18 protein-coding genes are annotated in these 20,860 nt (G+C 70.5%); 11 read left to right on the forward strand and 7 right to left on the reverse strand.

All coding sequences use genetic code 11. The features are described from left to right. Positions 1 to 70 precede the first annotated feature (70 nt). From D514_RS35780 to D514_RS35805, 6 genes are read left to right on the forward strand one after another with little or no spacing between them, the layout of a single operon-like run. Entirely contained in the window at positions 71 to 871 is an 801-nt protein-coding gene (locus D514_RS35780; protein ID WP_017831217.1) for a hypothetical protein, read from the forward strand. Beyond that, positions 868 to 1,869 carry a CocE/NonD family hydrolase gene (locus D514_RS35785; RefSeq protein ID WP_017831218.1) on the forward strand — a complete coding sequence of 334 codons (1,002 nt, stop codon included), beginning with the start codon at positions 868 to 870 and terminating at the stop codon, positions 1,867 to 1,869. Before D514_RS35780 ends, D514_RS35785 begins: the two co-directional genes overlap by 4 nt. Further along, entirely contained in the window at positions 1,866 to 3,269 is a 1,404-nt protein-coding gene (locus D514_RS35790; protein WP_017831219.1) for a YcaO-like family protein, read from the forward strand. The genes D514_RS35785 and D514_RS35790 overlap by 4 nt, the downstream gene beginning before the upstream one ends. 8 nt (positions 3,270 to 3,277) lie before the next feature. Beyond that, the gene (locus tag D514_RS35795; RefSeq protein ID WP_144053093.1) at positions 3,278 to 4,300 is read left to right on the forward strand and encodes a hypothetical protein; all 1,023 of its coding nucleotides are present in this window, start codon (positions 3,278 to 3,280) and stop codon (positions 4,298 to 4,300) included. Further along, the gene (locus D514_RS35800; protein ID WP_031206383.1) at positions 4,297 to 5,931 is read left to right on the forward strand and encodes an ATP-binding cassette domain-containing protein; all 1,635 of its coding nucleotides are present in this window, start codon (positions 4,297 to 4,299) and stop codon (positions 5,929 to 5,931) included. Before D514_RS35795 ends, D514_RS35800 begins: the two co-directional genes overlap by 4 nt. Beyond that, positions 5,928 to 7,613 (forward strand): ABC transporter ATP-binding protein, encoded by a 1,686-nt coding sequence (locus D514_RS35805; protein WP_017831222.1) that lies wholly within the window; start codon positions 5,928 to 5,930, stop codon positions 7,611 to 7,613. The genes D514_RS35800 and D514_RS35805 overlap by 4 nt, the downstream gene beginning before the upstream one ends. Here D514_RS35805 and D514_RS35810 read toward each other — a convergent pair. Then, positions 7,591 to 10,125, reverse strand: a complete 2,535-nt coding sequence (locus tag D514_RS35810) for an RNA helicase (protein ID WP_017831223.1) — start codon at positions 10,123 to 10,125, stop codon at positions 7,591 to 7,593. The two genes, D514_RS35805 and D514_RS35810, sit on opposite strands and share 23 nt — an antisense overlap. A gap of 152 nt (positions 10,126 to 10,277) precedes the next feature. On the opposite strand from D514_RS35810, the gene putP reads away from it, so the two are divergent. Further along, positions 10,278 to 11,789, forward strand: a complete 1,512-nt coding sequence (gene putP / locus D514_RS35815; RefSeq protein WP_017831224.1) for a sodium/proline symporter PutP — start codon at positions 10,278 to 10,280, stop codon at positions 11,787 to 11,789. Between the two features lie 29 nt (positions 11,790 to 11,818). On the opposite strand, the gene deoD is transcribed toward putP, so the two are convergent. The 6 genes from deoD to D514_RS35840 form a co-directional block, all read right to left on the reverse strand. Continuing rightward, the gene (gene deoD / locus D514_RS35820) at positions 11,819 to 12,529 is read right to left on the reverse strand and encodes a purine-nucleoside phosphorylase (protein WP_017831225.1); all 711 of its coding nucleotides are present in this window, start codon (positions 12,527 to 12,529) and stop codon (positions 11,819 to 11,821) included. 19 nt (positions 12,530 to 12,548) lie between these two features. After that, complete coding sequence (locus tag D514_RS35825; RefSeq protein ID WP_017831226.1) at positions 12,549 to 13,067, reverse strand: hypothetical protein; 519 nt, start codon at positions 13,065 to 13,067, stop codon at positions 12,549 to 12,551. Further along, on the reverse strand, positions 13,064 to 13,615 hold the full coding sequence (locus D514_RS38210) for a hypothetical protein (RefSeq protein ID WP_017831227.1): 552 nt from the start codon (positions 13,613 to 13,615) through the stop codon (positions 13,064 to 13,066). Before D514_RS38210 ends, D514_RS35825 begins: the two co-directional genes overlap by 4 nt. A 95-nt stretch (positions 13,616 to 13,710) precedes the next feature. Further along, positions 13,711 to 14,082 carry a hypothetical protein gene (locus D514_RS35830; protein ID WP_017831228.1) on the reverse strand — a complete coding sequence of 124 codons (372 nt, stop codon included), beginning with the start codon at positions 14,080 to 14,082 and terminating at the stop codon, positions 13,711 to 13,713. A gap of 154 nt (positions 14,083 to 14,236) precedes the next feature. After that, positions 14,237 to 14,905, reverse strand: a complete 669-nt coding sequence (locus tag D514_RS35835) for a DNA alkylation repair protein (RefSeq protein ID WP_017831229.1) — start codon at positions 14,903 to 14,905, stop codon at positions 14,237 to 14,239. 19 nt (positions 14,906 to 14,924) lie between these two features. Beyond that, positions 14,925 to 15,962 (reverse strand): aromatic acid exporter family protein, encoded by a 1,038-nt coding sequence (locus D514_RS35840; protein WP_017831230.1) that lies wholly within the window; start codon positions 15,960 to 15,962, stop codon positions 14,925 to 14,927. Between the two features lie 98 nt (positions 15,963 to 16,060). Here D514_RS35840 and D514_RS39045 point away from each other — a divergent pair, with 98 nt between their 5' ends. From D514_RS39045 to D514_RS35860, 4 genes are all read left to right on the forward strand, one after another. Further along, complete coding sequence (locus D514_RS39045; RefSeq protein WP_017831231.1) at positions 16,061 to 16,639, forward strand: TetR/AcrR family transcriptional regulator; 579 nt, start codon at positions 16,061 to 16,063, stop codon at positions 16,637 to 16,639. A gap of 186 nt (positions 16,640 to 16,825) precedes the next feature. Then, the gene (locus D514_RS35850; protein ID WP_186004865.1) at positions 16,826 to 18,139 is read left to right on the forward strand and encodes a cytosine permease; all 1,314 of its coding nucleotides are present in this window, start codon (positions 16,826 to 16,828) and stop codon (positions 18,137 to 18,139) included. Further along, complete coding sequence (locus D514_RS35855) at positions 18,136 to 19,284, forward strand: DUF917 domain-containing protein (RefSeq protein ID WP_017831233.1); 1,149 nt, start codon at positions 18,136 to 18,138, stop codon at positions 19,282 to 19,284. Before D514_RS35850 ends, D514_RS35855 begins: the two co-directional genes overlap by 4 nt. Then, a complete protein-coding gene (locus D514_RS35860; RefSeq protein WP_017831234.1) occupies positions 19,284 to 20,834 on the forward strand; it encodes a hydantoinase/oxoprolinase N-terminal domain-containing protein in 1,551 nt (516 codons plus the stop codon). Before D514_RS35855 ends, D514_RS35860 begins: the two co-directional genes overlap by 1 nt. Positions 20,835 to 20,860 lie beyond the last annotated feature (26 nt).

Here is a 20,860-nt window from a genome sequence, read left to right on the forward strand (position 1 = left end):
TCGCGCTTTCGAGCGCACTCCCGTCCGGCCGGGCGTTCGCGCCCGGCCGGGCCCATCACCGAGAGAATCCATGACTTCCGAACCCCGCATCCTGCCGCTCCCCGGTTCCGGCGCGCACCTCGTCCTCGGTGCCGACGGCCGGTCCCGGATCCGCCTGCGCACCGGACGATTCGCCCTGGTCGACGCGCCGCCCGCAGAGCTGTTCGGCGCCCTCGAAAGCGACGCCGAGAGCGACGCCGCTGTCACCCTCGACCGCGTCACCCGTGAGGTGCTGGAGCGCGAGGCTGCCGACGCGCTGCGCCGGTGGCCGGTGGATCGCCGTGCTGTCTGCCTCATCGGCACCGGCCCGTTCGTGGACGAGCTGGAGCGCATGCTCGCGGGCTGGGGCGCGCAGGTCACCGTCGTGGACACCGCGTCGGAACCGGTGGACGACGCCGCCCTCGTGATCGCCTACGCCGAGGGTGCGCACGATCGTCGACGATGGGCCGCCCTCGATCTTCTTCCGCAGCGCGGAGTCGCCTGGCTCCGCGTCCACAGGGAGGGCGAGAGCATCCTGATCGATCCGCTCGCGATCGATGCGAGCGACCCGACCTCCAGCCAGGTGGCCACACGGCGGCTGGCGGCAAGCAGTGCGCCGGCGTCGAGCGAGGCCTGGCAGCACGCGGGTCCGCCTGCCGCCGTCCCCGTCGACGACGCGACCAGGGTGCTCGCCCTCGCCCGAACGCTGCACGTGATCCTCGCCTGGGCGCAGGGCGGTGCGGAACTCGACCGCCTGCGCACGAGCCTCTGGAAGCTGGTGCCGGCGACCGGCGCCGTCAGCGAGCACACGGTGCTCCCCTTCCCCGCGGCGCCGCGCCGGGTGCTCCGATGACCCCGCCGCGTGACGCCCGCCTCCACACCGTCGTCGCGGATGACGGCGCCCTGTTGCGCGGCTGGGCCTGGGAGCCCGCCGAGCCTCGGGGCGTGGTGATCATCCGCACGCCCTACGGGGCCTGGCGTCACGGCGACACCGCTCGCGCGTGGACCGGCCGGGGCTACCGCTGCGTGATCCACGACGTGCGCGGGCGACACTCGTCCGACGGCGAATGGCACCCCTACCTCGCGGAACGCAGCGACGGACGCGCGGTGGTCGAGGCGGTCAGGGCCGAGAACCCCGGGCTCCCCCTCGTGCTGTCCGGCGGCTCGTACGCCGCGCACACCGCGCTCGAAGCCGCCAGGGCCGCCGACGTCGACGCGCTGGTGCTCCTGGTCCCCGCGCTCGGGCTTGCCGAGACCGCCTGGGACGAGAACGGGCACCCCCACCTGCACCACCGGATCGGGTGGTGGCACCAGCACGGCCGGGGAGCGCGCTCCCAGCCGCCGCTGACCGAGGAGGAGCTCGCGGCACGCGTCGCGCGGGCGACCGAGGTCGGCGTGCACCGGGCTGCCGAGGAGTGGGGCTGGTCGCGCGTGGCACTGTCCGGGTGGCGACGACTCTGGTCCGCCCCGGCCGTGGACCTGGACCGTGCGTACGGCGCGCTTCGTGCGCCGCTGCTGCTGATCCGCGGCGATCACGACTTCTTCTTCGCGGATGCCGGTCGGCTCGCTGCCGCCTGGCGAGGGACCGTCCACCTGGTCGACGGTCCGTGGGGGCACCGGCTCGCGGCAGACATCGACGACGACGAGGTCCGCTCCCGGCTGCGCCGCGCAGGCGGCATCGCACGCGTGCTCGATTCCTGGCTCGCCGAGAACGGGCTGCCATCGGAGGAATCGGCGCCCGTGTCCGCGCCGGCATCCCCCGCGCGCGAGCAGGGTCCGCCCGTGCTCCGCCGCACCCGATCCGCCTTCGAACCCGACACCGGTCGCTGGCGATACGAGAGGACAGCATGACCGCGCACGACACCCTCGACCACGCCCCCGACCGCACGACGCTCCCGGCCGAGGCGCTGGTCGATGCGGAGACCGGCATCATCCGTTCCGTGCGGGAGGTGCCGCACCCCGTCGGCGCCCCGCACCGATACCTGGCGCTGACGGCATCCGTCGCCGACGCCCGCATGCTGGGCGAGTGGCCCGCCGACCGGGTCTCCCTCGGCACGTCGTTCGGCGACCCCGCCCAGGCGCGCATCGCTGCGATCGGCGAGGGGGTGGAACGATACTGCGGCAACTGGCTGCCCGATGTGCTCCCTCGCGACGAGCTGCGCGTCGCCACCGCGCAGGAGCTGCGCGCCGAGGGGGAGAGCGTCATCGACGAGGACGATCTTCCGCGTTTCGCCGACTGGCAGCTCACGCGCCCCGGCTTCCCCTATCAGCGGCTGCTTTCCTCGACGCCGACGCTCTGGGCGCGTTGCGAAGACCTCGACGGCGGCTCGGTGTGGATGCCGGACGCGCTCGTGCACCTGAACTGGCGGCAGTCGCGCTTCCGCTCGCTGCCGCGGACGCACCACCTGAACTATGCGGGCATCGCCACCGGGGCGGGTTTCGACGACGCCCGCGACCGCGGGGTGATCGAGGTGATCGAGCGGGATGCGCTCGAGGTGTGGTGGCACCTCGACGGGCCGACGTTCGGCATCGACCCGGCAACGGTCCCCGGTCTTCTCGACGATCTGCGAGGCAGCAGCCTGCGCGTGTGGCTGGTGGCGATGCCCTCGGAGTTCGCCCCGGCGATCGGCGCGCTCGTGCACGACGAGGAGCGCGGACTCTATGCCGCCGGCTTCTCGGCAGCGCTCGATCCGGCACGCGCGGCGCGGAAGGCGGTGCTCGAAGCCGTGCACACCTGGATCTACACGCAGGGCTGCACGACGGCGGACGGATGGGTGTTCCGTGCGGTCGCCGAGGGGTTGATGGCGAAGGGTCTGACCCTCGACTTCCGCCCCGACGCCGACTACACGGCCGCTGCGGGGTCGCAGTTCGAGAACGTGATCGACCTCGGAGCGCACGTGCAGGTGTGGCTCGACCCGACCGTGCACGACCAGGCGCGTCGATTCCGTGCGCCCGCGCAGGGGGTGCATCCGTTGAGCACGATGAGCCCGGTGACGATGGAGGAGGTGTACGAGCGCCTGCGCGCTCGTGGCCACCGCGTGCTCACGCGGGATCTCACGACCACCGATGTGCGCCGGACCGCCCTGCGCGTGGTGCGCTCGATCGTGACGGGGCTCGTGCCCAACGCTCCGGCGGCGTTCTCGTACCTCGGGATGCCGCGGTTCCGCGAGGCGGCGGAGGATCGGGGCTGGCGCGCGACGTGGACCGGGGCCCCGGAGGACTTCACGCTCCTCCCGGCCCCGCACATGTGAGGTCGGCCGTGAGCCCATCGATCAGCGCATTCCCGGGTCTTCCCGCCCCGCTCGACGAGGCGCCGACGTCGCGCATGCCCGCGGGTGCATTGCCGCCGGGGCCGCGGACGAACGCCTGGCACCGCACCGGCGCCGTCGCGGATGAACCCCACCGGAGTGTGCGGGAGCTCGTGGATGCCCTCTGGCGACCGGGGCGGTTCCATCGGAGTGCGGACGGGGTGACCACACGCATCCCTGAGCGTCCTGTCCCGTCGGCCGGGGCGAGCTACCCGGTGCAGACGCACCTGATCGACGGGGCCGGCACGCACTGGGCGGTCGATCACGAGGAGGGCATCTTCCGCCGTCGCGACCTCGCCGCCGATCGTGCGGAAGGGTGGCCATCGCCCGCCGCGGACGACGGCATCGCGCGCGTGGTGTTCACGGTGCTGCCCGGTCGTTCTTTCGGTCGCTACCGGCATCGGGCGTGGCCGCTGTGGATCGCCGATGCCGCCTACGCGGTCGCCGGCGTGCTCTTCCTGCTGGGGGTGCAGGCCGGACCGGTGGAGGTCGGCCCCTCGACCCGGCTCCGGTCTCTGCTCGGGGTGCCGCGCGCGACGGATGCCGATGCCTGGATCCGTCGCGGGCTCGCGCCGGAGATCCCGCTCGCCGCGATCGAGATCCCCCACGACCCGGTGCCGGATCCCGTGGCTCGTCGTGCTCTCGGAGCTCGGCGCTCGCCCGCGACCGCGGCGTTCGGTGCCCGGATCGGCGGCACACCCGCTCCCGCGATCGAGCGCATCGCGAGAGCTTCCGGGCAGGCCTGGGTGCGCGGGGCGAGCGAGGTCCGCTCCTGGTCGGTGCCGATCACGGCCCCTTCGACCGTCGTCGTCGCTGCGCTCTGGAGCGCCCATCTCGACGCGGCTCGCCTCTGCTACGAGGCCGCGCTCCTCGGAGACCGGGGCACCCGCCCCGTCTCCGGCTTCTCTGCGACCGGTGACCGGTGGATCCTCCATGCGCTCGCCTTCCTCGACTCTCCCGGAGGTGCACGATGATGATCGTCCCCGAGCTGTGGCGCGAGGCGCGACGGCATCCCTGGCTCCTGACGGGGAGCATCCTGCTCCTGCTCCTCGTGTTCGCCACACACCTCCTGCAGGCGCTCGCGCTCGCCTGGTCGCTCGCGGCCTTCGTGCGCGGCGACGCGGCGGGGGCCGTGGGAGGCATCAGCGCGATCCTCGCGATCGGGCTCCTGCGGATGCTGCTGACGCTCGTGCAGGGCGATGTCGCCTCCCGCCTGGGCGGAAGGGTGAGAGAAGACCTGCGGGGCGCGGCGGTCGCGGCAGTCCTCGTACCCGAACGGCTGCACGACGCCCGCCTCCGCGACGGCTCGACCCAGCTGGCACTCGGCGACGGCATCGACGGCACCGACGCCTATGTGTCGAAGTACATCCCCGCCGTGATGCAGCTCGTCGTCGGCAGCGTGGTCGCGGTGTGCCTGGTCGCGGTGCTGTCACCCCTGATCGCGCTGTGCGTCGCGGCGGGAATCCTGCTCGCGGTGCTGGGCCCTCTGCTGTGGAAGCGGATGCTCGCCCGGCGCGGATTCGAGCACTGGGACAGCTACGAGACTCTCAGCGGCGACCTGCTCGAGGCGCTCCGGGGCATGTCGACGCTGCGTGCGCTGGGCGACGTGCCGGCCACGCGGTCGCGCCTGCACACCAGGTCGGAGGCCCTGCGGGCGGCCACCGAACGCGTGATGCGGTCATCGCTCGCGGAGACCGCCATCACCGACTTCGCCGTGCAGGCGGGAGTGGTGATCGCCGCCGGGCTCGCGGTCGTCTCCGTCATGACCGGGCAGCCGCCGGCCGTCGAGGTCTACGCGCTGCTGCTGCTCTCCTCGGAGGCGTTCCGTCCCGTGCGCGAGCTCTCCCGCCACTGGCACGCCGGATTCCTCGGGCTCACGGCCGTTCCGGGCCTCGCCGCGCTCGGGGCGTTCCGCCGGTCGCCCGCAGCGGCGACGGAGCACGAGACGACACCTGCGACCTCCGCCGACGTGCTCCGCATCTCCGGGCTCTCCTACCGCTACCCCGGCGCCGATCACGATGTGCTCCGCGGCATCGAGCTTCACGCCGAGCGCGGCCAGGTGCATGCGATCGCCGGTCCATCCGGCGCCGGCAAGTCCACCCTCTTCGACCTCGTGCTCGGTTTCCTGCCGGCCACGGCGGGCACGGTCGAGCTCGACGGGCGTCCGCTGCACCCGAGCGACGTGGCCGTGGTCTCGCAGCGGCCGGTCCTGTTCGCCGGGACCATCAGGGAGAACGTCGATCTGTTCGACGCCGGGCAGCAGGCGCTGGAGCACGCGTGCGCGGCGGCAGGGGTGCTCGATGAGATCCGAGCGATCCCGGAAGGCTTCGACGCGATGGTGGCCGAGGCGGGGACGAGTCTGTCCGGCGGGCAGCGGCAGCGCCTCGCCCTCGCCAGGGCGCTGCTCGCCCACCGCCCCGTGCTGCTCGTCGACGAGCCGACCAGCGCCCTCGACGACCGCAGTGCCCTGACCGTGGCCGAGACGCTCGAACGCGTCGCCGCAGAGAGGATCGTGCTCATGATCAGCCATCGTCCCGAGGCCCTGGCCCGAGTCGCCGACGTGCGGGTGCTCCGCGACGGAGTGCTCGTGAAGGAGGCCTCATGACCTCGTCGGCAGGCATCCTCGCCCGGTTGCTCCCGCCGCTGCGACCGGAATGGCGACGCATCGTCGGCAGCTACCTGATCGCCACCACGAGCCTGTGCGCGCTCGCGGCCATCGGCGTGCTCACCGCCCTCGGTGTGGGCGGGGCCGTGGTGCACGCGGAGTGGCCGCCGGTCGGCTGGTGGCTCGCGCTCGGCGCCCTCGTGCTGCTGCGCACGTTCCTCACCTGGCGCGAGATGGACGTCTCGCACGCCCTCGCCTACCGGGTGCTGGCTCGGTTGCGGATGGCGCTGTTCGACGCTTACGCGCGCAGCGTTCCCGGGCGCCGACGCGAGCACTCCGGGCGTGCGGCATCCGTGGCGATGACCGACATCGAGAAGCTGGAGTTCTTCTACGCGCATACGGTCGCTCAGATCGGCGCCGCGCTCACGCTGTTCGCCGGAGCGCTGGTGTGCGCGTTCCTCGTGATGCCGGTGGCGGGGGTCGTGATGCTCGGCGCAGCGGCGGCGGTCGCCCTCACCGCCGGGGCCGGAGCGGGTCCTGCGCGACGGATCGGTGCACGCGAACAGCGGGAGCGGGAGGAGCAGTCCGAACGGCTGGTCGACGCGCTCGGTGCGCTGCGCGAGATCCTCGCCTACGGCCTGCAGGATCGGGTGGTGCGCGAGGCCGTCGCGGGAACGCGGAGGTCGGCGCGCATCAGCCGCCGGCGCGAGGCCATCGCCCACCTCGTCGACGGGATGCGCGAGCTGATCCTCACCGCCGTCGTGATCGGCGTGATCGCGGCGACCCTGGCTCTCGACGGCACGGTCGGGGGCGCACAGGCCGCACTGCTGCCCGCCGTGATCGCACTCGCCGTGGCCGGAGTCGCCGCGGTGGCGGATGCCGCGCACACCGTGTCCGAGCTGCATCCGCTGATCGCCAGCGCCGCTCGCGTGGGTGCGGGGCTCGACCGCCCACCGGTGGTCTCGCCGGTGGATCGTCCGCTGCCGCTGCCCGACGGTCCGCTCGGCGTGCGCTTCGAGAAGGTGTCGTTCGCGTACGACGACCGCACGGAGGTGCTGCACGGCTGGTCGATCGACGTCGATCCCGGGGAGCACGTCGGGCTCGCGGGACCGTCCGGAGCCGGCAAGAGCACGGTCATCGCGCTCGCGGCGCGGCTGTGGGATCCCGCTGCGGGCACGGTCGCGCTCGTCGATGCCGCGGGTCTCGCGTACCCCCTCGGCCGCATCCGTGATGACGATCTCCGCCGGACCGTGGCCGTGGTGGAGCAGGATGCGCGACTCTTCCACGGCACCGTGCGCGACAACCTCGCGCGCGGCGCCGACACCCGCACCGACGAGGAGCTGCGTCGCGCGCTCACGCGGGTGGGCGCCGACGACTGGATCACCCTCGACGACGACCTCGGCGAGCACGGGGTGCGTCTCTCCGGTGGTCAGCGTGCGCGGCTGGCGCTGGCGCGTGCGCTGTGCCGGGAGCCGAGGGTGCTCATCGTCGACGAGATCACCGCGAGCCTGGATGCCGAGTCGGAGCGCATCATCTCCGACGTGCTCGAGGACTTCGACGGGACGGTCATCGCCGCCTCCCACCGGCGGGAGACGCTGGGGAGATTCGGACGGGTGGTCGGTGTGGAGAGAGAAGGTGTGGAGCGCGAGGAGGCTGCGGCTACAGCCGGTCCACTCCGGTGACCGTGACGACGGCCTGACCTGCGTCGTCGGAGTCGGCGAGGTCGATCGTCGCGGTGATGCCCCAGTCGTGATCGCCGGCGGGATCGTCGAAGATCTGCCGCGCGCTCCAGGAGGTGGCGCCCTCGGTGAGGATCAGCAGCTTCGAGCTGCGGGCATCGGCGCCGGTGAGGATCTCGTCGTGGTCGGCGAAGTACCCGTCGAGCGCATCGGACCAGGCGTCGGCGCCGAAGCCCGGATCGAGCTCGGCCAGCGCGTCCACGTCTTCCCTCGCGGCGAGCTGCACGCGGCGGAACAGCTCGTTGCGCACCAGGATGCGGAACGCGCGGATGTTGCTCGTGAGGCGCTTGGGCGCGGGCGGGACGATCGGCTCGTCGGGCGCGTGCGGATCGAAGCGCCCGTTGTCGACGCCGGCGATCAGCTCCTCCCACTCGTCGAGCAGGCTGGAGTCGACCTGTCGCACGAGCTCGCCGAGCCATTCGATCAGGTCGCGCAGATCCTCGTCCTTGAACTCCTCCGGGATGGTCTGCGAGGCCGCCCGGTACGCGTCGGAGAGGTAGCGCAGCACCACGCCCTCGGAGCGCGCGATCTTGTAGTACGCGACATATTCCCCGAACGACATGGCGCGCTCGTACATGTCGCGCACGACCGACTTGGGGTGCAGCTCGAAGTCGCGGATCCAGGGTTGAGCCGCGCTGAAGGTCTCGAACGCCGCGGTCAGCAGCTCGTCGAGCGGCTTCGGGTAGGTGATCTGCTCGAGCAGCTCCATGCGCTCGTCGTACTCGATGCCCTCGGCCTTCATCGCCGCGACCGCTTCGCCGCGGGCCTGGAACTCCTGCTGGCTCAGCACCGCGCGCGGATCGTCGAGCGTCGACTCCACGATCGAGATCATGTCGAGCGCATACGAACCGGTACCCGTGCCGGCGGAGGGATCGGGGTCGAGCAGCTCGAAGGCGGCCAGGGCGAACGGCGACAGCGGCTGGTTGAGGGCGAAGTTCGGCTGCAGATCGACCGTGAGGCGGATGTCTCCCTCGGGGGTCTTCTCGACGATGCCCGATTCGCGGAGCGTGCGGTAGATGCCGATCGCCCTGATGGCGAGCTCGCGTTGGCGCTTCCGCGGCTCGTGGTTGTCGTATACCAGCGCACGCATATTCGCGAACACGTCACCGCCACGGGCGATCACGTTGAGCATCATCGCGCTCGTGATCTGCATGTGCGAGGTCAGGGTCTCCGGCACGGCGTCGATGAGCTTGCGGAAGGAGGGCTCTCCCCACGACACGAACCCGTCCGGCGCCTTCTTGCGGACGATCTTGCGCTTCTTCTTCGGGTCGTCGCCGGCCTTCTTCACGGCCGCGACGTTCTCGCTCTCGTGCTCGGGCGCCTGCGCGACTACCGTGCCGGCGGTGTCGTAGCCCGCACGTCCTGCGCGACCGGCGATCTGATGGAACTCGCGGGCGTTCAGCTGCCGCATCCTGGTGCCGTCGAACTTCGTGAGCGCGGTGAGCAGCACGGTGCGGATCGGCACGTTGATGCCCACGCCGAGGGTGTCGGTTCCGCAGATCACGCGCAGCAGTCCGCGCTGGGCGAGCTGCTCGACCAGTCGCCGGTACTTCGGCAGCATGCCGGCGTGGTGCACGCCGATCCCCGCGCGCAGGAAGCGGGAGAGGGTCTTGCCGAACGCGGTGGTGAAGCGGAACTCGGCGATCAGCGCCGCGATCTCGTCACGCTGCTCGCGGGTGGCGACCTTCGTGCTGGAGAGCGCCTGGGCCCGCTCCATCGCCGCGGCCTGAGAGAAGTGCACGACGTAGATCGGCGCCTGGCCCGTGCTCAGCAGATCATCGATGGTCTCGTGGATCGGCGTCGTCTCATAGAAGAAGTGCAGGGGGACGGGGCGCTCGACACCGGTCACGGTCGCCGTCTCGCGACCGGTGCGTCGGGTGAGGTCGGCCGCGAGCTCGGTCACGTCGCCGAGAGTCGCCGACATCAGGATGAACTGGGCCTGCGGCAGCTCGAGCAGGGGCACCTGCCACGCCCAGCCGCGGTCGGGGTCGGCGTAGAAATGGAACTCGTCCATCACGACCTGACCGACGTCGGCATCGGTGCCCTGACGCAGCGAGAGGTTCGCGAGGATCTCCGCCGTGCAGCAGATGATCGGGGCATCGGCGTTCACCGAGGAGTCGCCCGTGACCATGCCGACGTTCTCCGCGCCGAACACGTCGACCAGCGCGAAGAACTTCTCGCTCACGAGTGCCTTGATCGGCGCGGTGTAGTAGCTGCGGCGTCCGGCGACGAGGGCGCTGAAGTGCGCGCCGATCGCGACGAGCGACTTCCCGGTGCCGGTGGGGGTCGAGAGGATCAGGTTGTTGCCGGAGACGATCTCGATGACCGCCTCGTCCTGCGCGGGGTAGAGGCTGATGCCGGTGGACTCCGCCCATTCGACGAACGCGAGGTAGACGGCATCCGGATCCGCGGCGTCCGGAACGAGGGCGGGATCGAGCCGCGGAGGGGAAGTCATGGTCCCTCGATCATCCCATCCGCGCGGCACGGTCGTGCCCGGGGAGTTCTGAGCCGGTATATTCGCGCGGCGTTCGCTAGGTGGCCGCACCCTCCCATGGCATCATCGACGGACGACGGAAGCGGTGACCGCACCGCCCAGGGGGGACGACGATGCCCGACCAGATCTTCACTTTCGCAGCACTCGCGCTGTACTTCGCGGCGATGCTGCTCATCGGCTGGATCGCCTTCCGGCGAACCGGCGATCATGAGGACTACATGCTCGGCGGTCGGGACCTCCCGCCGTGGGTGGCCGCGCTGAGCGCCGGCGCCTCCGACATGTCGGGCTGGCTCGTGATGGGTCTCCCGGGGGCGATCTACGTCTCCGGTCTCATCGAGGCATGGATCGCGATCGGCCTCACGATCGGCGCCTACCTGAACTGGCTGCTCGTCGCACCCCGCCTTCGCGCGTACACGCAGGTGTCGCGCAACTCCATCACGGTGCCGAGCTTCTTCGAGAATCGGCTCCGCGACACGACGCGACTGCTCCGCGTGGTGTCCGGCGTCGTCATCCTCGTGTTCTTCACCCTCTACATCTCCTCGGGCATGGTGGCCGGTGGCGTCTTCTTCGAGAGCTCGTTCAACGGCGACTATCTCACCGGCATGCTGCTGGTGACAGGTGTCACCCTCGCGTACACGCTCTTCGGCGGGTTCCTCGGAGCATCGCTGACCGACGTCGTGCAGGGGCTCATGATGGTGATCGCGCTGATCGTGATCCCCGTGGCGGCGATCGTCGCCATCGGCGGATTCGCCGAGACGGGCACGCTGATCAACGAGGTCGCGCCGGATCACCTCTCGATGCTCTCCGGGACGGCTCTCACCGGCGGCACCGTCCTCGCCATCGTCTCCTCCCTCGCCTGGGGTCTCGGGTACTTCGGCCAGCCGCACATCATCGTGAGGTTCATGGCCCTGCGCTCGCCGCAAGAGGCGAAGAGCGCCCGACGCATCGGCATCTCCTGGATGGTCGTCTCCCTCGGCGGCGCTGTGCTGTCGGGTCTCGTGGGCCTCGCCTACATCGCCAAGACCGGCATCGACATCGCCAACCCCGAGACCGTCGTGCTTCTCATGTCGCAGACGCTGCTGCATCCGTTCGTCGCCGGCCTGGTGCTCGCGGCCGTGCTCGCCGCGATCATGAGCACGATCTCCAGCCAGCTGATCGTCTGCTCCTCGGCGCTCGTCGAAGACCTGTACGGCGTGTTCCGGCGCACGCCGCCCTCGCAGAGGACGCTCATGTTGATGGGGCGGCTCGGTGTGCTCGGCGTCGCGATCATCGCCGCGGTGCTGGCGATCACGCCGAACGACACGATCCTCGGACTCGTCTCGTTCGCGTGGGCGGGATTCGGCGCCGCATTCGGCCCCGTCATCCTGCTCAGCCTCTACTGGCGCAAGCTCACCAACTGGGGTGCGCTGGCTGGCATGTTCGTCGGTGCCGCGACGGTGTTCATCTGGAAGGCGCTCGACACCGGGCTCTACGAACTGCTTCCCGCCTTCGTGTTCGCACTGATCGCGGCGGTCGGTGTGAGCCTGGTCACGTACCGGCACGACGATGAGATCCAGCAGGAGTTCACCGACACCGGCGTGATGCTGGCGCTGCCCCGCCCGCACGCCGTCGGCGATACCCCGTAGCTTCCGTGGGGGGGCGGCGGTCCGCCGAGCTACGCGGTCGCGGCGCGCAGGGCGATGCGGATCATGTCGCCGAACGTCTGCTCGCGCTCCTGTGCGGTGGTCTCCTCGCCGGTGACGATGTGGTCGCTGACCGTGCAGATCGCGAGAGCCCGCCTGCCGTAGTACGCCGCGAGCGTGTAGAGGCCGGCGGCCTCCATCTCGACGCCCAGGATGCCGTGCTGCACGAACGGCTCCGTGAGCTCGGGGCGGGTGCTGTAGAACTGGTCGCTCGAGAACAGCTGGCCCACGTGCACGGCCGATTCCAGGGGCTCGGTCTCACTCGCCTCTACCGTTGCGCGCAGCAGCGAGAAGTCGGCGACGGGTGCGTAGTCGAGGCCATGGAAGCGCACCCGGTTGATGCCGGAGTCCGTGCTGGCGCCGTTCGCGATGATGATGTCGCGGATCTTCACCTTCTCGGTCAGCGCGCCGCACGAGCCGACGCGAACGATCGTCTGCACCCCGTAGGCGTCGAACAGCTCGTTCGCGTAGATCGCCATCGACGGCTGCCCCATGCCGGAGCCCTGCACCGAGACGCGGTGCCCCTCCCAGGTGCCTGTGAAGCCCAGCATGCCTCGCGTCTGGGAGTACAGCTCGGCATCGTCGAGGAAGGTCTCGGCGATCCACTTCGCCCGCAGCGGGTCGCCGGGGAACAGGACGATGGGGGCGATCTGACCGGGTTCTGCGGCGATGTGGGTGCTCATGGCCTCAGCGTAGTCAGCCTCATCCCGGTGCGCCCGCGAGCCCGAGCGCGGTGATGAGCTCGTAGGCGGCCGAACGGGCCTGCACGATGACGGTCCCCACCTGCACATCCTTCGCCGACACCGACAGGAGCAGTTGACCGTAGGGGGCGAGGATGAAGCTGAGCAGCGACAGCTGACTCTGCCCGATCGACACCGAGACCACGGCGGAAAGGCTCGGTTCCGTTCCCTGCGAGATGATCTCGGCCTCGGCCCGGGCGACGGCGAACAGCGAGCCGTTCATGGCGGCCAGGCGGTCGCCGGTCTCCTCGAGGGTGCCGACCGACGCGATGTGCAGGCCGTCGGCGGTCGAGAGGACAGCCGTCGTCAGTTCGGGGAATCGCTCTTCGAGGTGTCGCAGTCGGGTGAGCGCCGCCTGGCTCACCACGCCGGACCAGAGCGCCCAGTTCGCGGCGAGGTCAGGATGCATGAGCACGGCGTCCTGCACCGATGCCGGGTCTGTCGTCGGAGCGGGGCCATCCGCTCGAGTGGAGGCGTTCATGACTCATCTTCCGGGAGGTCCAGTGCCGCGCAGGCCGCCCGCATGACGCTCTCGCGGTCGCGGGCGTCCGTCGCGAGAACACGCGTGGGCGGTATCCCGTATCGCTCCAGGCTCTCGGTGAGCGCGGCGCGCACGGTGTCGATCGCATCGTCGGTGCAACGGGTCACCGCGATCGCCAGCCGATGGTGGTCGCCGGCGAAGCGCGGCAGCCAGTCGTCGGCGTCGTCGGCGATGCTCTCGCTGTCGGCGCGCAACCACAGCAGGATGCGCGTGTCGGACGAGGAGGAGCTCTGCCGTGCGTGGACGAAGCGGTCCTGTCCGGGGAACCCGATGAGGGCCACCGAGATCTCGTCCGTGGGCTTCCAGGCTCCGTAGTCGAGTCCGACCGTGGTGGTCTTCTTCCCTGCGTCGCCGTACTCCGCGGAGCCCGCCGAGATGGGAACGTCGGTGTCCACGGGGGCGACGTCGCTCAGTGCGCGCACCGCTGTGGTCTTGCCGGCGCCGACCGGCCCGGCGAAGACGAGCCGCAAGCGCGTCGGCAGGCTCACGCGTCGCCAGCGCGCGCGCCTCGTCGGAGGATCCGACAAGGTGGCGCGCACCCACGACTCGCTCCCGGGGCTGTCGGCTCCGACGGCCCCGCCGCTCAAGCGTTCAAGGCCGCCACGTGGCGGTTCACGGCGGAGCGGAGGAGGGCGAGGTTCGTCGCCTGGCGGTCGGCTGCGAGGTAGATGAAGGTGTCGCCCTCGATCATCTTGATCAGGTGCAGCTGGGTGTCGAGCGTCAGCAGCATGTCTTCGAGGGTGGCCTCGAGGCGGAGAGCGTCGATCGTCTTCCGCTTGTTCTTGACCATCTCGCTGTTGTACGCACTGGCCACGTCGAGGTCGAAGTCCGGTCGGACCGAGTGCGAGGCGAGCGGCAGGCCGGACTCGACGTCGACGACGGATGCGCCGATGAAGCCGTTGATGTCGTTCGCGATATCGGCGATGAGTGCGTTCAGTTGATCTTGCGTAGCCATGATGATGCGTCCCCAGTTCCGCTCGCAGGTGCCGGCGACCGCACCTTGCGATCGCCCCCAGTGCACATGCGAGTGGATAAAGTGTATAACGTTACCGACTGTGCGAAGCGACCCGTTGCGGACACGCCAGATCCGGGGCTCTTCCCTCCGGCGCTCAGCCCTCGCGGCGCCGGACGATCTCGCCGATCCAGAGCGGTGCGAAGGGCGAGGTGCACCCGGGTGCGGTCGGGTAGTCGGCGAGCACCTGCAGGCGTTCGCCGATCGCCAGCGCCCTGGCGCGATACTCGGGGTGGAAGATGCCGATGTTCGCGAGGGTCTCGTTCATCGACCACTGCAGGCGCGACGGAGCATCCTTCATGTCCCGCTCGATCAGGTCGAGCAGGTGCGGCAGGTCCAGGCCGTCGGCGTCCTTCGTCACGCGCACGGTCGTGAGCGACCAGGCCGCAGCAGCCACCGTGGGGTCGGCGTCGTCGAACCACCGCAGGCGCAGCTCTTCGGCGAGCGGGGTCTTCTTGGCGACGTAGTTGACGAACCAGTCGTTGACCTTCGGCGGGCGCGTCTCGCGCAGCATGGCATCGAGCTCGTCGGCGGTGAAGTCGCGCGGCCGGCAGATCAGCAGCGCCAGCAGTCGCGCGGGCGTCTCGCCGGTGGCCCACAGCTCCTGCGCGAGGGGCTGGTCGGTCTTTATCCGCTTCGCCAGTGCGCGCATCCGGCTGAGGTTGATGCCGTGGTCGTCGCCGCGCTTCTCGTTGGCGGCGCGCATCTTCGGGTCTTCCAGGGCGGCCAGTTCCCCGAGGGCTTCCGCGACGGTCATGTCGGACATGCCTCCAGGGTAAGCGGGGTCAGTCCTCGTCGAGCAGCTCTCCCCTGATCCGGCGCAGATCTTCCATGAGCGAGCCGATCAGGATCCAGTGCTGCGACGAGGGCGGCCGGATCACGAGGGGAGCGGTGAGCGCGGGGATCGCCGAGGTCATGGTGTCGGGCTCCGGCGAGGCATCGGCGATCTGCACGGCCAGGCGCACATCGTGCCCGGCTCGCCGCAGCTGCTCGGCGATCGCGGCGACGGCGGGTTCCTCGCCGATCTCATCGTCGTAGTGGTCGAAGTAGGCGCGGGTCATGCCGATCGTCTGGGTCACGATGGGCGAGAGCCGGTCGAGCAGCGCACGCATCTCCCGCAGATCGGCCCGGTGGCTCGAGCGGCGCGGGTTCAGGGTGAGCGACTCCTCCCCGGCGGCGATCGATGCCTCTGCGGCCTCCTTCATCGGCCGCAGCAGCCGCACCTCCAGCATCAGCTCCTGCAGCCTCGCGGGCGTCTGCGGTTCGGGCAGCGCGTCGGCCAGGCGGTCGAGGCTGGCGGCGAGCTCGCGGCCGAGCAGTCCCACATCACGGCGAGCCGGTGCCACCAGAACCGGAGGCACGATCAGGGCGTTCACCACGATGCCGATCGCGACCCCGATCAGGGTCTCCACGATGCGTGCGAACGCGTACTCGGGACTCGACGACCCCAGCGCCAGCACCAGCATCGCCGAGATCGCCACCTGGTTGCCCGTGCCGGGAGAGGCGCGGAAGATCCACGCCACCAGCATCGCGACGACGATCGCGAGCAGCACGATCCAGCTCGGCGAGCCGAACAGCAGCCCCAGTCCGACGGCGATCACGACACCGGCGATCACTCCGATGCTGCGCTCGAGCGCCTTCGACAGCGACTGGTTCACGCTGGGCTGCACCACCAGCAGCGCGGCGATCGCGGCGAAGACCGGCAGCTGCGCGGGGAACACCCAACCGGCGATCAGCCACGCGGCGATCGTCGCCGCGGCCGACTTCACGACCTGCAGCAGCGGGGAGCGCTGGGAGGCGCGGATCGCGGCGGGGATGCGCATGCCCTCCACGGTAGTCGTGACGTCCTGTGCCCGTGGGTCTTGCGTCGCAGGGAGATGCGGGGTTACGCTCTGCCTAACTAATAGTCGTTAGGTAGATGATGACCAGAGCAACGATCCTCGCGGAGGCCCGCACGATCTTCGCGCGCCAGGGGTACGCCGAGACGAGCCTGCGCGAGATCGCCGAGGCCGTCGGGATCAAGACGCCCTCCCTCTACGCACACTTCCCCAGCAAGGAGGCGCTGTACGCCGAGGTCTACGCCGGGGTCTCGGTCGATCACACCGCGTTCTTCGACGAGCTCCTCCAGCGCAGCTCCGAGTTGGAGCCGCTCGCACGCCTGCACCACATCCTCGGGGGCATCGAGGCGTACTACCGTGATCGACCCGACCTCGCGGAGTTCAGCCTCAGAGCCGCGGTCACCGAGTACGGTCCCGGCGGCGAGCAGCTGCGGCAGATCTTCCTCGACTCGGAGTCGACCCTCGCGGCCGCCGTGCGCCAGACCTATGAAGACGGTGTCGCGGCAGGCACCTTCGCCGCCGGTGACGCCGAGGGCTTCACGGCGCTGGTGTTCGTGGTCATGGACGGCCTCTTCCTCCAGCTCACCCACTACACGCCCGAGATCTACCGCGAGCGCTTCGATCAGGCCTGGCGACACCTCTCCACGATCCTGTCCCGATGAATCCTGCCGCACCGATGCGGCGGACACCATCACCCCTCGCCGGCACGGAGCCACGAACTCCGACCCGGCATCGCACGACCCGGCCGCACAGACAGGCCGCCCCCGACCCGCCCTGCGGGTCGTCCGCATTCCGGGAACCCGAATCCCCGCCGACGACTCGCAGGGCCACTTCTCAAGGAAAAGATGATGACCACCACCGACTATGAGCACGGCGTCGTGCCGCAGGACCAGCGCAAGAGCTGGCTGTCGATCGCCACCGTGTGGATCGCGATCGGCATCGACCTCTCCGGGGCGTTCCTCGGCGTCTCTCTCGCTTCCGGCATGGCCTTCTGGCCGGCGATCGGGGCCACGATGCTCGGATCCCTTCTGCTCGGACTGCTCGCGATGGCCTGCGCCTACGTCGGCGCCGCCACCGGGCTCTCCACCGCCATGATCTCCCGCGCCGTGTTCGGCCGCATCGGCGGCGCGATCCTCGCCCTGGCGATCGCCGTGAGTCTGGTCGGCTGGTACGCCGTGCAAGCCGGATTCTTCGGCGCGAACGCGCAGATCGCGTTCGCAGAGTTCACCGGCATCGACGTGCCCGTGCAGGTGTTCACCGCGATCGGCGGCGTGCTCATGGCGGTCACCGCGTTCTGGGGCTACCGCTCCATCAACCGTCTCAGCACCCTCGCGGTGCCGCTGCTGCTTCTGCTACTGGTCGTCGGCGTCATCGTCGCCTTCACGGTGAACGGTGCGGCGGGCCTCCAGGCCCCGGTCGAGGCGACTTTCACCTTCGGCGGAGCGGTGTCGCTCGTGATGGGCATCTTCATCCTCGGTGTCGTGCTCGCCCCCGACATGGCGCGGTGGGCGAAGACCCCGAAGCAGGCCATGATCGCCGGTTTCGTGGGGTTCTTCTTCGGCAACTCGATCATCCTGGTCGTCGCGATCCTGCTCGCCCGCATCATGGACGGCACCGAGCTGATGGCGATCTTCTTCGCGCTCGGCCTCGGCGGTGTCGCCGTGATCGTGCTGATCCTCGCGCAGTGGACCACGAACACGACCAACCTCTACTCGGCCGGACTCTCGTTCGCGTCGATCAGCGAGCGGCTGAGCCGTCGCACCGTCACGATCGTGCTCGGCGCCATCGGCATCATCGTCGGGGTGATCGGTGCTGCCGACTACTTCGTGCAGTTCATCCTCGTCATCGGCACGATCATCGCCCCCTACGGCGGCGTGTACCTGGCGTCGTTCTTCACGGGTCGAAAGACGGCGCGCTGGGCGCACGGTGCCACCGTGCCGCTGGTCGACGGCTGGTCCATCGCGGCCTGGGTGATCGGGATCTTCGTGGCCGTCGCGACGACGAATCCGGCGGATGGTCCCGGCTTCGGCTGGTTCACCCTTACGTCGATCTCGGCTCTCGACGGACTCCTCGTGGGCTTTGTCGCGTATCTTGCGCTGCTGCCGCTGCGTCGCCGCGTGACGCCGGCGTCGGCCCCCGTCACGGACGAGGTGACCGCATGAGCGCCGTCGTCACGACGCCCGTGATCACGGAGGCCGACATCGACGAGATCGCCCTCGGTGCCGCCGTGCTCGGCACCGGAGGAGGCGGCGACCCGCACGTCGGTTCGCTGATCGCCAAGCGCCTCATCCGCCTGCACGGGCCGGTCCCGCTGATCGCCGTCGACGACCTGAGCGATGACGACTTCGTCATCCCGATCGGAGGGATCGGCGCTCCCTCCGTGAGCGTGGAGCGCATCCAGGCCGAGTCCGAGCTGCTCGCGGCCCTGCACGCGATCGAGCGCGCCGTGGGTCGCAAGGCGACAGCGGTGATGCCGATCGAGGTCGGCGGCGGCAACTCGATGCTCCCGATCGCGGCCGCAGCCCTCGCTGGCCTCCCGGTGGTCGACGGTGATGCGATGGGTCGGGCGTTCCCCGAGGCGCAGATGGTCACGTTCCATCTGGCCGGCTACGGACCCGGCACGACCGTGCTGGTCGACCATCACGGCAATGAGGTGGTGAGCCGCCCGATCGACGGCGGATGGTCGGAGCGCATCGCGCGGGCGGTCACCGTCGAGATGGGCGGAGGGGCGACCATGATCGACTACGCGTACGGCGGCGACGTCGTGCGCGAGTGCGCGATCCCCGGCACCCTCGGACTCGCTCAGCGCATCGGACGCATCCTGCGGGGGAGGGACGCCGCCGGACGCGAGCTCCGCGACGATGAGCGCATCGACGCCCTGTGCGTCGACCTCGATGCCGTGCGGCTGTTCGACGGCAAGGTCGCCGATCTGCAGCGCGCCGTGGATGGTGGATTCACGCGTGGCGCGGCCGAGCTGGTCGGTGTCGGCGTCGACCGGGGGAGTGCGTTCCGGCTCGATTTCCAGAACGAGATGCTGCTCGGACGCCGCGACGGCGTGCTCGCGGCCGTGACCCCCGATCTGATCGCCGTGCTCGACCTGGCGACGGGCATGCCGATCACGACCGAGTCCCTCCGGTACGGCGCGCGGGTCGCGGTGATCGCGATCCCCTGCCACGACAAGTGGCGTACGCCCATCGGCCTGGAGACCGCCGGACCCGCCCACTTCGGGTACGACGTGGAGTGGGTCCCGGTCGAAGACATCGCGCAGCGCTCCGGTGCGCGCACGACGGATGAGGAGGCCGCGTGATGGCCGGCAGTTATCGCATCGGCATCGACGTCGGCGGCACGAACACCGACGCCGTCATCCTCGACGAGCGGCTCGACGTCGTGGCCTCGGTCAAGCGGCCGACCACGGCCGACACCGGCGACGGCGTGGCCGCGGCGATCGACGCGGTGCTCGCGGCCTCCGGCGTCGACGCCGCCCTGATCGGGCACGCCATGCTCGGCACCACCCACTGCACCAACGCGATCGTGGAGCGCCGCGGGCTCGGCCGCGTCGGCATCCTCCGACTCGGTGCACCGGCCACCACCGCCGTCCCTCCGCTGGAGGGGTGGCCGAACGATCTGCGTGCGGCGATCGGTGAGCACGCGCACCTGCTGGCCGGCGGCTTCGAGGTCGACGGCCGGGTGCTCTCCCCGATCGATGAGGATGCCGTGCGCGAGGCCTGTGCACGGATGCGCGGCGAGGTCGACGCGGTTGCCGTCGTGGGGGTGTTCGCCCCGATCGACGAGAGCCAGGAGGAGCGGGTCGCCGCCATCGTCACGGAAGAGCTGGGTGTTCCCGTGTCGCGGTCGGCGCGCATCGGCTCGCTCGGACTGCTTGAGCGCGAGAACGCGACGGTGCTGAACGCGGCGCTGATGCAGACGCTCCGGCAGATGGCCACAGGCTTCGTCGCCGCCCTGCGCGAGCGCGGCATCCCCGCCACGCCCTACTTCGGCCAGAACGACGGCACTCTCATGCAGCTCGAGTACGCGCTCGAGTTCCCGGTGCTGACGATCGGATGCGGACCCACGAACTCCATCCGCGGCGCCGCGCACCTCTCCGGAGCGACGGATGCCCTGGTGGTCGACATCGGCGGCACCACGACAGACATCGGCGTGCTCGTCGACGGGTTCCCGCGCCAGTCGGCCCACGCGGTCGAGATCGGCGGCATCCGCACCAACTTCCGCATGCCCGACGTGCTGTCGGTCGGACTCGGCGGTGGCACGATCATCCGCGAGACCGCTGACGGTACGACGGTCGGCCCCGACAGCGTCGGCTATCGGCTTCCTCAGGAGGGCCTGGCCTTCGGAGGAAGCACCCTCACGGCCACCGACATCGCCCTCGCGATCGGCGGGGCCGGGATCGACGGTCTCGAGGCTCCCGCGGTTCCTGAGACGGTCGGCGCCGCGGCCTGGAGTGCGATGCGCGAGATCCTCGAGGACTCGATCGACCGGATGAAGCCGAACGCCGCACCGGTCCCGGTCATCCTGGTCGGGGGTGGCGGCATCATCGCTCCGACCGAGCTCGACGGGGTCGCCGAGCTGATCCGCCCCGACCACTTCGGAGCGGCGAACGCCGTGGGCGCAGCCCTCGGCGAGGTCGCCGGGCAGGTCGAGAAGATCTACCGGGTCGACCCGTCCGACCAACGGGCCTCCCGTGCGGATGCCGCCGCCGAGGCGACCGAGCGCGCGCGGCTCGCGGGCGCGGACCCGGCGACGATCGAGGTGGTCGCGGTGGAGGAGCTGCCGGTGGCGTACTCCGACGGCTCGGCCGTGCTCATTCGTGCCAGAGCGGTCGGTCGCCTGGCGGCCTGAGACGAGCTGCACCGGCGCGGGTTGTA

Origin of the sequence: Microbacterium sp. UCD-TDU, from assembly GCF_000340625.1 — a bacterium.
In the GTDB taxonomy this organism is placed as follows: Bacteria; Actinomycetota; Actinomycetes; order Actinomycetales; family Microbacteriaceae; genus Microbacterium; species Microbacterium maritypicum.